We start from the raw sequence: 13,529 nt of genomic DNA, 5'->3' as shown, positions 1-13,529 counted from the left end.
TGCTGTGGCGAACCCACGCAAGGGGGGTTCATGAGACGAAGAGCGAGATCGATCCTCGCTGTCGGCGCGCTCCTGATCGGCGGAGCGAGCATCGCACCCATCGCCCAGGCACAACCGGGAAGTTCGGCCCCGTCCGACTCGGACGAAGTCAAGGTCTTCCGGGCCGAGGTCACCCAGCAGCAGGTACCCCTGCTGCTGGCGGCCGGCCAGGACGGCCACGAACTCGGCGAGCAGGTGCCCGAGAAGGGCACGGGCACCGTCGAGGTCTACCTCACCGACCAGCAGGCGAAGAAGCTTCGCAAGCAGGGCGTCGACCTCACCGAGCACAAAGTCTCCGCGGGGGCCGAGAACCGCGTCAGGAACGCCGCCGAGGGCGTGTTCCGCCCGTACAGCGGAGGGGGCGGCCTGAAGGAGGAGATCCTCCGCGCCGCGCAGCAGCACCCCGGCATCACCAAGGTCGTCTCCATCGGCAAGACGGTGGGCGGCCAGGACATCCTCGCCCTGAAGCTCACCAAGAACGCGAAGAAGACGAAGGACGGCTCCAAGCCCTCCGTCCTCTACATGTCCAACCAGCACGCGCGCGAGTGGATCACGCCGGAGATGACCCGGCGCCTGATGCACCATTACCTGGACAAGTACAAGACGGACAAGCGCGTCAAGAAGATCGTCGACTCCACCGAGCTGTGGTTCCTCCTGTCGGCCAACCCCGACGGCTACGACCACACCTTCAAGAGTGACGACAACCGCATGTGGCGCAAGAACCTGCGGGACGTCAACGGCGACGGCGTCATCAGCACCGGCGACGGCGTCGACCTCAACCGCAACTTCACCTACAAGTGGGGCTACGACGACGAGGGCTCGTCCCCCAACCCCACCAGCGAGACCTACCGCGGCGCGGGCCCGGGCTCCGAGCCGGAGACCAAGGCCCTGGACGCCTTCCAGAAGCGGATCGGCTTCACGTACGGCATCAACTACCACTCCGCCGCCGAACTCATCCTCTACGGAGTCGGCTGGCAGGTGGCCACGGAGACCCCGGACGACGTCCTGTACAAGGCGCTCGCCGGCACGCCCGAGAACCCGGCGGTTCCCGGCTACCACCCGCAGGTCTCCTCCGAGCTGTACACGACGAACGGCGAGGCCGACGGCCACGCGGCGAACGTCAACGGCCTGGCGATGTTCACCCCCGAGATGTCGACCTGCGCGACGGCCTCGAACGTCGACCCGAACGACGAGTGGAAGGCGTCCGACTGCCGGTCGGTCTTCACCTTCCCGGACGACGAGAAGCTGATCCAGCAGGAGTTCGCGAAGAACGTCCCGTTCGCGCTCTCCGTCGCCGAGTCGGCCGCCCACCCCGACCGGCCGTCCTCCTCGGTCGGCATGAGCGCCGCCGACTTCACCCCGGCCGCATTCTCGACGTCGCACTCGCGCGGCGCCGACCAGGAGATCTCCGTCGTCGCACGCAAGTCCGTGCGCGACAAGGAACTCAGATACCGCGTCAACGGCGGCCGCACCGAGGACATGGCGCTCAAGCCCTGGAAGGGCGGCGAGACGTACGGCGGTGAGGACAACCTCTACTTCGACGAGTACCGGGCGAAGGTCAAGGACGGCGACCCGGGCGACAAGGTCGAGGTGTGGTTCACGGGGGAGACGAAGAACGGGAAGCCGGTCTCCAGCAAGCGCTACACCTACACCGTGGCCGAGATTCCCAGGGCGAACACCCTCGTGGTCGCCGAGGAAGGCGCCACCGCCACGCAGGCGCGGAGCTACGTCGACGCGCTCAAGGCCAACGGCCGCAAGGCGGTCGTCTGGGACGTCGCCCAGCAGGGCGCGCCCGACGCGCTCGGCGTGCTGAGCCACTACGACACCGTCGTCCACTACACGGGCGCGGGCACCCCGGGCGTCGCCACCCAGCTCCAGCTGCGGGCCTTCCTCAACGAGGGCGGCCGTCTGATCGAGGCGGGCGAGCAGGCCGGCGGCAGCGTCGACCTGGGCGGCGGCACCCTGTCGAACGACTTCAGCCAGTACTACCTGGGTGCCTACAGCCGCACCTCCACCCCCGGGGCGACCGGCTTCACCGGCTCCGGCAGGCTCGGCGGCTTCACGGGCACGCTCGGCGCCGCCCCCGGCAATCCGCTGGACAAGGCGGGTACCTACGCGGTCACCTCCGGCGAACTGCCCGCCGACACGTACCCGCAGTTCGCGAGCGAGGGCGCGGGACAGTTCGCCGGCACGGTGAACCCGTACGGCCCGTACGCCGGCTCCTCCATGGCGGCGGCCGTCCACACCAACGACGGCTACAAGCGCCTCACCCGCACCGTGGACCTCACCGGCACCACAGCCGCCGACCAGCCCACGCTGCGCACCCAGCTGCTGTGGGACACCGAGCCCGGCTACGACCACGTCCTGGTCGAGGCCCACACCACCGGCGCCGACGACTGGACGACCCTGCCCGAGGCGGGCGGCGCCACCAAGGCCACCGTGCCGGAGGAGTGCGCGGCCGGCTACTACGTCAATGAGCACCCCTGGCTGAAGCGCTACCTCACCCTGACCGACGCCGGCTGCACCGCGACCGGCAGCTCCGGCCGGTGGCACAGCCTCACCGGCGCCTCCAGCGGCTGGCAGCAGGTGAACTTCGACCTGAGCGCCTACGCCGGCAAGACGGTCGAGCTGTCGATCAGCTACGTCACCGACCCGGGCACCGGCGGGCGCGGCGTCCTCGCCGACGACGCCTCGCTCGTCGTCGGCGGCACGGCGAAGGAGACCGAGGGTTTCGAGACCTCCCTCGGCGCCTGGAAGACGGCCGGCCCGCCCGCGGGCAGCCCGGCCGTCCTCAAGGACTGGACGCGCACCGGGGCGCTGTTCCAGACATTTGGCGCGGTCACCACGGACGACACCGTGCTGCTGGGCTTCGGCCTGGAACACGTCGCCGCGGCGGCCGACCGGACGGCACTGATGAGGAAGGCGCTCGCCTCCCTGGACGGGTGACCCCCCTTCCCCGAAAGGGTGACGTCCCTGGTCAACAGGGACACGCTCCGTGTAGCGAAATCGAGTGATCTTGATCTCAGCTGTGGGCGGTCCGTACCCCTACTGGCGGGTACGGACCGCCCTGCCGTGTATGGGGCATCTGGATGTCACCACCTGGGGCTCAGGGAGGTAGGGTCGTAGGCGGTCGGGGACATCCCAAACAGAGCTCGCCGGCTCTTCATGGCCGGCGTACCAACGAGGAGATCGGTTCGTGACGATCCGCGTAGGCATCAACGGCTTCGGCCGCATCGGCCGCAACTACTTCCGCGCTCTGCTGGAGCAGGGTGCGGACATCGAAATCGTGGCTGTCAACGACCTGGGTGACACCGCGACCACCGCTCATCTGCTCAAGTACGACACCATCCTGGGCCGTCTCAAGGCAGAGGTGTCGCACACCGCAGACACGATCACGGTCGACGACCACACCATCAAGGTGCTCTCCGAGCGCAACCCCGCCGACATCCCGTGGGGCGAGCTGGGCGTCGACATCGTCATCGAGTCCACCGGCATCTTCACGAAGAAGGCGGACGCCGCCAAGCACCTCGCCGGCGGCGCCAAGAAGGTCCTCATCTCGGCTCCGGCCAAGGAGGAGGACATCACCATCGTGATGGGTGTCAACCAGGACAAGTACGAGCCGGCGAACCACCACGTCATCTCCAACGCCTCCTGCACCACCAACTGTGTGGCGCCGATGGCCAAGGTCCTCGACGAGAACTTCGGCATCGTCAAGGGCCTGATGACGACGGTGCACGCGTACACCAACGACCAGCGCATCCTGGACTTCCCGCACTCGGACCTGCGTCGCGCCCGCGCCGCCGCCGAGAACATCATCCCGACCACCACGGGGGCCGCGAAGGCCACCGCGCTGGTCCTGCCGCAGCTCAAGGGCAAGCTCGACGGCATCGCGATGCGTGTCCCGGTCCCGACCGGCTCGGCCACCGACCTGGTCGTGACGCTCCAGCGCGAGGTCACCAAGGACGAGGTCAACGCCGCGTTCAAGAAGGCGTCCGAGGACGGCGATCTCAAGGGCTACCTGGCGTACACCGAGGACCCGATCGTCTCCTCGGACATCGTCAGCGACCCGGCCTCCTGCACCTTCGACTCCTCCCTGACCATGGTCCAGGAGGGCAACTCGGTGAAGATCCTCGGCTGGTACGACAACGAGTGGGGCTACTCCAACCGCCTCGTCGACCTTACGGTCTTCGTCGGCAACCAGCTCTGATCAACTGAGCAGGCACGACCATGTGAGTGCAGGGCTCGGGCAGCGCGAGGACGCGCTGCCCGAGCCCTGACGCACGTACAGATCAGAGCTGTTCGATCACGAGCGCTTACGAGCGATCACGAGCTCTTTCAGGAGTCCCCTCATGAAGACGATCGACGAACTCCTCGCCGAAGGGGTCGCGGGCAAGCGGGCTTTCGTCCGCGCGGACCTGAACGTGCCGCTGGACGGCACGACGATCACCGACGACGGCCGTATCCGCGCCGTGCTGCCCACGGTCAAGGCCCTCGCCGAGGCGGGCGCCCGCGTGGTCGTCGCGTCCCACCTGGGCCGCCCCAAGGGCGCCCCGGACCCGGCCTTCTCCCTCGCCCCCGCCGCCGCGCGCCTCGGTGAGCTCCTCGGCGCCGACGTGGCCTTCGCGACCGACACGGTCGGCGAGTCCGCCCAGGCCACAGTCGCCGCCCTGACCGACGGCCAGGTCGCGGTCATCGAGAACCTGCGCTTCAACGCCGGCGAGACCAGCAAGGACGACGCCGAGCGCGGCGCCTTCGCCGACCGGCTCGCCGCCCTCGCGGACGTCTACGTCGGCGACGGCTTCGGCGCGGTGCACCGCAAGCACGCGTCCGTGTACGACCTCCCGGCGCGCCTGCCGCACTACGCCGGCTACCTCATCGCGAACGAGGTCGGCGTCCTGAAGAAGCTCACCGACGAGGTCAAGCGGCCGTACGTCGTCGTCCTCGGCGGGGCCAAGGTCTCCGACAAGCTCGCCGTGATCGACCAGCTGCTCGGCAAGGCCGACCGGATCCTCATCGGCGGCGGCATGGCCTACACCTTCCTCAAGGCCAAGGGCTACGAGGTCGGCACCTCCCTCCTTCAGGAGGACCAGATCCCGGCCGTCAACGAGTACATCGAGCGTGCCGAGAAGACCGGCGTCGAGCTGGTCCTGCCGGTGGACGTCCTCGTCGCGACCGAGTTCCCGGACCTGAAGACCAAGGCCCCGGCCCACCCCACGACGGTCGCCGCGGACGCCATCCCGGCCGACCGACTGGGCCTCGACAACGGGCCCGAGACCTGCAAGCTGTACGCATCCAAGCTCGCCGACGCCGCCACCGTCTTCTGGAACGGCCCCATGGGCGTCTTCGAGCACCCCGACTACGCCGAGGGCACCAAGGCGGTCGCCCAGGCACTCGTCGAATCCAAGGGCTTCACCGTGGTCGGCGGTGGCGACTCCGCCGCCGCCGTTCGCACCCTGGGCTTCGACGAGACGGCATTCGGCCACATCTCGACCGGTGGCGGCGCCTCCCTCGAATACCTCGAGGGCAAGACGCTCCCCGGCCTCGCCGCACTGGAGGACTGACCCACATGACCGCGCGCACGCCGCTGATGGCGGGCAACTGGAAGATGAACCTCAACCACCTCGAGGCCATCGCCCACGTCCAGAAGCTCGCCTTCGCCCTGGCCGACAAGGACTACGAGGCCGTCGAGGTCGCCGTCCTGCCGCCCTTCACCGACCTGCGCTCCGTGCAGACCCTGGTCGACGGCGACAAGCTCAAGATCAAGTACGGCGCCCAGGACATCTCGGCGCACGACGGCGGTGCCTTCACCGGCGAGATCTCCGGCCCCATGCTGGCCAAGCTGAAGTGCTCGTACGTCGCGATCGGCCACAGCGAGCGGCGCCAGTACCACGCCGAGACCGACGAGCTGGTGAACGCCAAGGTCAAGGCCGCCTACAAGCACGGCCTGACCCCCATCCTGTGCGTCGGTGAGGAGCTGGAGATCCGCGAGGCGGGCAACCACGTCTCCCACACCCTCGCCCAGGTCGAGGGCGGTCTGAAGGACCTCCCCGCCGAGCAGGCCGAGACCATCGTGATCGCCTACGAGCCCGTCTGGGCCATCGGAACCGGCAAGGTCTGCGGAGCCGGGGACGCCCAGGAGGTCTGCTCGGCGATCCGCGGCAAGATCGCCGAGCTGTACTCGCAGGACCTGGCCGACAAGATCCGGATCCAGTACGGAGGCTCGGTCAAGGCGGGCAACGTCGCCGAGATCATGGCCCAGGCCGACATCGACGGCGCCCTGGTCGGCGGCGCCTCACTGGACGCCGACGAGTTCGTCAAGATCGTGCGCTTCCGCGACCAGTGAGTATGCGGTAGCGGCGTAACGTCGTACCCTTGCGGGGTCCAGCATGTGCTGGGCCCCGCGTCGTCCGTCAGAATCCGAGGAAGTTGGTCCAGCCGTGGTTATGGGGTTCTCGATCGCCCTGATCGTCTTCAGCCTGCTGCTGATGCTGCTGGTGCTGATGCACAAGGGGAAGGGCGGCGGCCTCTCCGACATGTTCGGTGGCGGCATGCAGTCCTCAGTCGGCGGCTCCTCGGTCGCCGAGCGCAACCTCGACCGGATCACCGTCGTGGTCGGTCTGGGATGGTTCGCGTGCATTGTCGTGCTCGGCATCCTGATGAAGGTGAACAACTGACCGAGACGCAATCCGCACGGAACTTGTACGCAAGGCCCCATGTACGGTACGCGCAGCTGAGCGCGGCCTATCATGGGGCTTGCGTCTTCGTGTGAGGGTTGTAACTCCAATCACTGGACGCGCGTTGGGCCTTACGTAGACTGAGGCGCTCGCAGCGAAGCGGAACGCCGACTCGCTTCGCGGCACCATCACGCAGGGAGTTACGACCGTGGCAAGTGGCAACGCGATCCGGGGAAGCCGGGTCGGGGCGGGGCCGATGGGCGAGGCCGAGCGCGGCGAGTCCGCGCCGCGGCTGCGCATCTCCTTCTGGTGCTCCAACGGACACGAGACCCAGCCGAGCTTCGCCAGCGACGCGCAGGTGCCCGAAACCTGGGACTGTCCCCGCTGCGGATTCCCGGCCGGCCAGGACCGGGACAACCCCCCGGACCCGCCGCGCACCGAGCCCTACAAGACGCACCTGGCGTATGTACGGGAGCGCCGCAGCGACGCGGACGGCGAGGCGATCCTCGCCGAGGCGCTCGCCAAACTGCGGGGCGAGATCTAGGAATTGAGACCGGCCGGGCACCAGCAGGTGCCCGGCCGGAGCTGGTTTCCGAGGCCCGCCGAGGCTCGCTCGCGGACCCATTGTCAGTGGTGCCCTCTACGGTTTGTGCATCGGGCGAACCGTAGGGGGGAACAGTGGCGACGGTCGAGGTGGGGAGCGTGCGCGCGCCCGCGTGGCGCGGGGGCTTCGGACGGCTGTGGAGCGCTGCCGTGCTGTCCAGCTTCGGTGACGCGCTGCGTACGGCCGCGCTGCCCCTGCTGGCCGTCACGCTGACCGACGAGCCGCTGCTCATCGCCTCCGTCACGGCCTGCGGCTATCTGCCCTGGATCGTCTTCGGACTGCTGGGCGGGGCGGTCGCCGACCGCGTGGACCAGCGGCGCGCCATGTGGATGGCGGACGCGTTACGAGGCCTGCTGGTCGCCGCCTTCGCCGTGGCCGTCGCGCTCGGCCACGCCTCGATCGGCCTCCTCATCGTGTTGGCCGTGGCGCTCACCACCCTCCAGACCCTCTTCGACAACGCCGCGACCGCGCTGCTTCCCGCCCTGGTCGACCGGGACGCGCTGGGCAGTGCCAACGCCCGGCTGATGACCGGCCAGCGCATCGCGGGCGGCCTGCTGGGCGGACCCGTCGTGCCGCTGCTGCTGGCGGCGGGGACCGCCGTGCCCTTCGCGGCCGACGCGGTGACCTTCCTGGTGGCCGCCGCGCTGATCGCCGCACTGCCGGCCGCGGCCGAGACCGACCGCGAGCCGAGACCGGCGGGCAGCACCCTGCGCGGCGAGATCGCGGAGGGGTTGCGCACCCTGTGGCGCGACCGCGCCCTGCGCAGCCTGTGCGCCGCCTCGGCCCTGTGCAACGTCGGCATGGGCTCCCTCCTTGCCCTGCTGGTGGTCCTCGTCACCGACTGGCTGGAGGCCGGCCCCGCGGGCTACGCGGCGGCAGGCACCGCCTTCACCCTGGGCAGCCTGGCCGGGGGAGTGGTGAACGGCCGGCTGGTGGCGCGGCTCGGCCGGCTGCCGTCGGTGCTGCTCGCCGGATCGGTGCAGACCGCGGCCCTCGTCGTCATGGGCACCGTGCGCAGCCTGACCGTGCTGGTGGGGATGCTGGTCGTCTTCGGATTCATGGGCATGGTGTGGAACGTCAACACGACGACCCTGATGCAGGAGCGCAGTCCCGCCGAGCTGCTGGGCCGGGTCAGCTCGGCTTTCCGCACCCTCGCCTTCGCCGGAGTGCCCCTCGGTGGCCTGCTGGGCGGAGCCGTCGCCACCGCCTGGGGGCCGAACACCCCGCCCCTGCTCACCGCCGCCTTCTTCCTCCTGGCCGTCATCGCGCTGATACCCACGCTCAACGCGAACGTATCTGTTGTTGAACCGGACGACGGTGCCACGACCACCGATGCCACGCGCTGATCAATTAGGTTGGGACCGGCAGCGGGGCAAGGTACGCAGGCAGGACAGGAAAGAAGGCTGAAGTCCGAGATGAACGCAGACGGCCGTACCAGGCTCAACCAGACGCCCGAGTGGACGGCGCTTGCCAAGCATCGCGAAGAGCAGGGCGAGGTCCGGCTGCGCGAGCTGTTCGCGGCCGAGCCCGGCCGCGGTACCGCGTACGCCCTCCGGGTCGGTGACCTGTACGTCGACTACTCCAAGCACCTCGTCACCGACGAGACCCTGCGACTGCTGCGGGAACTGGCCGCCGCCACCGACGTCTTCGGGCTCCGGGACGCCATGTTCCGTGGGGAGAAGATCAACACCACCGAGGACCGGGCCGTGTTGCACACCGCGCTGCGGGCGCCGCGGGACACGGTGGTCGAGGCCGACGGCGAGAACGTGGTGCCGGGTGTGCACGCCGTGCTCGACAGGATGGCCGGCTTCGCCGACCGCGTGCGCTCCGGGGAGTGGACCGGGCACACCGGCAAGCGCATCCGCAATGTCGTCAACATCGGCATCGGCGGCTCCGACCTGGGCCCCGCGATGGCGTACGAGGTGCTGCGGCCGTACACCGCGCGGGATCTGACGTTCCGCTTCGTGTCGAACGTGGACGGCGCCGACCTGCACGAGGCGGTCAGGGACCTGGACCCGGCGGAGACGCTGTTCGTCGTCGCCTCCAAGACCTTCACCACGATCGAGACGGTCACCAACGCCACGTCCGCCCGAAGCTGGCTGCTGGCCGCGCTCGGTGACGAGGCCGCCGTCGCCAAGCACTTCGTCGCCCTGTCGACGAACGCGGAGAAGGTCGCCGGGTTCGGTATCGACGTCGACAACATGTTCGAGTTCTGGGACTGGGTCGGCGGCCGCTACTCGTACGACTCCGCGATCGGCCTGTCCCTGATGATCGCCATCGGCCCGGACGGCTTCCGGGAGATGCTCGACGGCTTCCGCATCGTCGACGAGCACTTCCGCAACGCCCCCGCCGAGGCCAACGCCCCGCTGCTGCTGGGCCTGCTCGGCATCTGGTACGGCAACTTCCTCGACGCCCAGTCGCACGCGGTGCTGCCCTACAGCCACTACCTGTCCAAGTTCACCGCCTACCTCCAGCAGCTCGACATGGAGTCCAACGGCAAGTCGGTGGACCGCGAGGGCCGTCCCGTCCAGTGGCAGACGGGGCCGGTGGTGTGGGGCACGCCCGGCACCAACGGGCAGCACGCCTACTACCAGCTCATCCACCAGGGCACCAAGCTCATCCCGGCGGACTTCATCGGCTTCGCACGGCCGGTCGCCGAGCTGAGCGAGGAGCTCAGGGCGCAGCACGATCTGCTGATGGCCAACTTCTTCGCCCAGACGCAGGCGCTCGCCTTCGGCAAGACGCCGCAGGAGGTCCGGGCGGAGGGTGTGCCGGAGGAGCTGGTGCCGCACAAGACGTTCCGGGGCAACCACCCGACGACCACGATCCTGGCGCCCGAGCTGACGCCGTCGGTCCTCGGCCAGTTGGTCGCCCTCTACGAGCACAAGGTGTTCGTGCAGGGCGCGGTGTGGAACATCGACTCCTTCGACCAGTGGGGCGTCGAGCTGGGCAAGGTCCTCGCCAAGCGCGTCGAGCCCGCGCTGACCGAGGGCGCCGAGGTCGAGGGCCTGGACGCGTCCACCGAGGCCCTGGTCGCCACGTACCGGGAGCTGCGCGGCCGGCAGTGACGTCGAGCCGTCCGCTTCCCGTAGCCTCCCCGGCGATCATCAGGGCGAGTGCTCGGGGGAGCGCGACATGGCACGCACACGCGGAAGTCGGACAGGCGGCACGCTGACGGCCCGGTCCCTCCTGAAGCCCCCAGGACGTGGCTCGGGCCGTTGTTCCATCCGGCGTGGGTACCGCAACCGCTCGACCCGTCCGTGGAGCGGCTCAAGCGGTTCCGGGTCATCGCGGGAGCGGTCGCGTCCCTCGGCGTCTACACGGCAGTTGCGGGTACTGCTGCTCAACTCCCTTGAGCTGCTGGTGCTGTTCGTCGGATGTGTGGCCGCCCTGCTGGTGCTGGTGCAGACGGTGAAACGGGTCGGCGCACCTCGCCGTGATCATCGGGGGCGGCGTGACGATGACGTGGATGCTCGTCTTCACGGCCTACGGGGCGGTGCGGGTCTCTGGATCTGCACGGGCTCAGCCTCACCCTGGGGATCGTCTTCATCCTGGGCGCGCCGGTGCCAGGGCCCGTTCCGCTGATGGCTCCGCCCGTGCACCCGGGCACGCCCCCGGCGGGATCGCCGTACCTGTCGCAGCAGGGAAACCCGTACGGCAATCCCTATGGTGTTCCGCAGCAGCCCACCGGAGGCGGCAACGCCTACGCGCCCCACCCGCAGCCGCCGTACCCGCAGCGCCCCTACGGGGGCTGACCCGGGGCGGCCGACGGGCCGGGGTCAGGCGACCGCGCTCAGCGTGTCCGCGAGCCGGCGGCGTGCCGCGCGGGCCGCGGGCAGGGCGGCCAGGGCGGCCGCGCAGAGCACCGCCGCCGCCCCCAGCAGCAGCATGAGGAGGGCCGACGGGCCCTGCGCGATCCCCGCGCCGATCCCGCTCGATCTGCCCTGGGCGTCGATCAGCCAGTGGGCGAGCGGCAGGCCCAGGGCGGTGGCGGCGAGCACGGCCGCCAGGGCCGTACAGCCGATGGCCGTGACCGTGATCGCCGTGATCTGGCGGGGGGACAGGCCGATGGCCTTCAGCGCCAGCAGGTCCCGTTCGCCCTCGCGGACGGCGCCGCCGATCGCGGTCAGCAGCTCGATGAGCCCGATGAGGGCGAGCACGGCGATCAGCCCGGCGACGACCGCCCGCAGCGGGGAGAGCCCGTCGGCGGGGTTGGCCACGGTGTGCACGTCCAGATGGCCGCGCCCGGCCGTGGCGAGCCGGTCGGCGACCTTCCCCGGGTCGGCGCCGGGGTCGAGGCGCAGCTCGTAGAGGGTCGGGCGGAGCCCGGGGTCGTTCGCGCGGAGGGTGTCGAGGGACGTGGAGATGACCCGGCCGGCGTTCTCCGGCTCGATGCTGCGGCCCACGATGTGCAGGATCTGCGGCTGGTCGCCGACGGTCATGCGGACCCAGTCGCCGACGCGCACGTCCAGCAGGTCGAGCAGCCCCTGCCCGGCCACCGCCTCGTCGGCGCCGCGGGCGGCCCGGCCCTCGGCGAGGGTGTAAGGGTAGGGGTCCTGCTGCGTGCCGAGGCCGCGCAGGGCGATGGTGGCCGTCTGGCCCGGGACCAGGGCGGCCGTCTCGACGCCGGGGTAGGCGGCGGCGACCTGTGGGTCGCGTTCCAGGAGGGCGCGGGTCTGCCGTTCGCCCAGACCGCTGTCGGCGCGGACGCTGAGCGTGGTGGGCAGGCCGATCTGCTCCGGCTCGCTGTGGAAGCGGTCGATGGTGGTCCACGCGCTCATGGCCACGACGATCAGCAGCAGCGGCAGGGTGAGGCGGGCGACCGTGGCGAGGGAGCGGGGGCGGCGGGCGAACGCCTTGTGCCAGCCCAGCACCAGCGCGGGCGGAATCCGCAGGCCGAGCGCCCGGCGGGCCGTGGCGGAGAGCTGTCCGGTCCGTGGAGCCGCGGGCGGGAGCCTGAGGACGCGGCGCACACCGCTCGCCATCCGCCCGCTCGGCGAAGCGGCAGCGGGCCGCCTTCCGCGGCCGCCGGACCGTTCTCCGCGGCTCCGGCCCGTCACCCCGGACAGACGCCCGCCCAGCGGGGCCGTGGGCCGCGGCACCGGCACCGGGGGCACCTGTCCCGCCCGCCACGCGGCCAGGCCGGTGGTCGCGCCGATGAACAGCACCGCGCCCACCGGGACCACGACGAGCGCCACGGTGTGCCCGGGCAGGCCCTGCCACACACCGACCGCGTCCCCGAGCCGCCCGGGGATCCGGCTGCCCAGGGCCTCGGCGAGCGCCGCGGCGGCGACGGCGCCCAGCAGGGCGTAGGCGAGGTGCTGGAGCAGGAAGACGCGGACCACCTGCCCCGGGGTGAAGCCGATCGCCTTCAGCACGGAGAGGTCCCGCAGGTGGCCGCGGATACGGGTGCTGATCGCCCCGTGCACGGCGAGCCCGGCGGCGATCAGCGCGCCCAGCCCGAACAGGCCCAGCACCTGGCCGAGGAGCCGGTTGTCGCCCTGTGCCTCGGCGCGTGCCTGCTGCCAGGTGGACACCTCGCCGATCGCCCCGGCTCCCAGCACGGTCACGGCACGCTGCACGATGTAGGAGGTGTCGCCGGGGTCCGTCAGCCGCAGCCCGATCGCCTGGCCGCCGGGATCCGGCACGGCCGAGGGCAGGGCCCACACCAGGCCCGGCTGCTCACCGGGCCGGTAGCGCGGCTCGGCGCTGTCGGCGACCCCCACGACGGTCAGCTCGCGGGCGGTGCCGGGCACGCCGATGGTGTCGCCGGGCTCGGCCAGCAGAGCGCGGGCCAGGCGGCTCTCCAGGACCACGCCGTTCGGCGTCGCGGGGTCGAGCCAGTGGCCGGAGACGACCGGCGGGCGGCCGACGGAGGGTCGTTCCGGGGTGCCGCGCAGTTCCACGGCTGCGCGGCTGCCCCGTGAGGAGACGGTGGTGTCGGCGGTGGGATAGGGCCCGGCGACGGAGTCGACGCCGTCCAGGCCGGCCAGTTTCCCGGTGTCGGCGGCGGCGTCGGTGTGCAGCCACACATGCGCGCCGTGCGACTGCGTGAACACGCGCTGCCAGGGATTGGTCGCGTACCCGAACAGGGCCGTGGCCAGCAGCAGCGAGGCGACGATGCCCGCGGTGGCGAGGACGAGGAACAGCGCCTCGCCGCGGTGCGTGCGCAGATCGGAGTGCGCCCAGCGCAGGGTGGCTCGCACGGGCCT

At 70.7% G+C, this 13,529-nt stretch carries 9 protein-coding genes; 8 read left to right on the top strand and 1 reads right to left on the bottom strand.

Translation table 11 applies throughout. The annotated features are described in order from the left end of the window. Positions 1–30: 30 nt before the first annotated feature. The 8 genes from ACFT32_RS39400 to pgi all read left to right on the top strand — a co-directional run bounded on the left by ACFT32_RS39400 (position 31) and on the right by pgi (position 10,385). A complete protein-coding gene (locus ACFT32_RS39400; protein ID WP_382498781.1) occupies positions 31–2,985 on the top strand; it encodes a M14 family zinc carboxypeptidase in 2,955 nt (984 codons plus the stop codon). 250 nt (positions 2,986–3,235) lie between these two features. Then, entirely contained in the window at positions 3,236–4,246 is a 1,011-nt protein-coding gene (gene gap, locus ACFT32_RS39395) for a type I glyceraldehyde-3-phosphate dehydrogenase (protein WP_382498779.1), read from the top strand. Between the two features lie 142 nt (positions 4,247–4,388). Further along, positions 4,389–5,600 (top strand): phosphoglycerate kinase, encoded by a 1,212-nt coding sequence (locus ACFT32_RS39390; protein WP_382498777.1) that lies wholly within the window; start codon positions 4,389–4,391, stop codon positions 5,598–5,600. A 5-nt stretch (positions 5,601–5,605) separates the two neighbouring features. After that, positions 5,606–6,382, top strand: coding sequence for a triose-phosphate isomerase (tpiA, locus tag ACFT32_RS39385; protein ID WP_382498775.1), 777 nt, complete (start codon positions 5,606–5,608; stop codon positions 6,380–6,382). A gap of 100 nt (positions 6,383–6,482) precedes the next feature. Next, entirely contained in the window at positions 6,483–6,713 is a 231-nt protein-coding gene (gene secG / locus ACFT32_RS39380) for a preprotein translocase subunit SecG (RefSeq protein WP_184596855.1), read from the top strand. Between the two features lie 208 nt (positions 6,714–6,921). Beyond that, positions 6,922–7,257 carry an RNA polymerase-binding protein RbpA gene (locus ACFT32_RS39375; protein ID WP_003976875.1) on the top strand — a complete coding sequence of 112 codons (336 nt, stop codon included), beginning with the start codon at positions 6,922–6,924 and terminating at the stop codon, positions 7,255–7,257. Positions 7,258–7,391: 134 nt separating this feature from the next. Then, the gene (locus ACFT32_RS39370; protein WP_382498773.1) at positions 7,392–8,663 is read left to right on the top strand and encodes an MFS transporter; all 1,272 of its coding nucleotides are present in this window, start codon (positions 7,392–7,394) and stop codon (positions 8,661–8,663) included. A gap of 69 nt (positions 8,664–8,732) precedes the next feature. After that, positions 8,733–10,385, top strand: coding sequence for a glucose-6-phosphate isomerase (gene pgi, locus ACFT32_RS39365; RefSeq protein ID WP_382498772.1), 1,653 nt, complete (start codon positions 8,733–8,735; stop codon positions 10,383–10,385). A 711-nt stretch (positions 10,386–11,096) separates the two neighbouring features. Here the strand turns inward: pgi and ACFT32_RS39360 are convergent. Further along, a complete protein-coding gene (locus tag ACFT32_RS39360) occupies positions 11,097–13,523 on the bottom strand; it encodes an FtsX-like permease family protein (RefSeq protein WP_382498769.1) in 2,427 nt (808 codons plus the stop codon). Between the last annotated feature and the right edge of the window lie 6 nt (positions 13,524–13,529).

The organism is Streptomyces sp. NPDC057002, assembly GCF_042673825.1.
Taxonomy (GTDB): Bacteria; Actinomycetota; Actinomycetes; order Streptomycetales; family Streptomycetaceae; genus Streptomyces.
Note: the sequence above shows the minus strand (reverse complement) of the source record. Positions and strands in the feature narration are given on the sequence as shown.

Excerpts from the sequence above, each read along its gene's own strand:
- ACFT32_RS39400 (WP_382498781.1), top strand. The coding sequence starts at position 31 with ATGAGACGAAGAGCGAGATCGATCCTCGCTGTCGGCGCGCTCCTGATC.
- ACFT32_RS39390 (WP_382498777.1), top strand. The coding sequence starts at position 4,389 with ATGAAGACGATCGACGAACTCCTCGCCGAAGGGGTCGCGGGCAAGCGG.
- tpiA (WP_382498775.1), top strand. The coding sequence starts at position 5,606 with ATGACCGCGCGCACGCCGCTGATGGCGGGCAACTGGAAGATGAACCTC.
- secG (WP_184596855.1), top strand. The coding sequence starts at position 6,483 with ATGGGGTTCTCGATCGCCCTGATCGTCTTCAGCCTGCTGCTGATGCTG.
- pgi (WP_382498772.1), top strand. The coding sequence starts at position 8,733 with ATGAACGCAGACGGCCGTACCAGGCTCAACCAGACGCCCGAGTGGACG.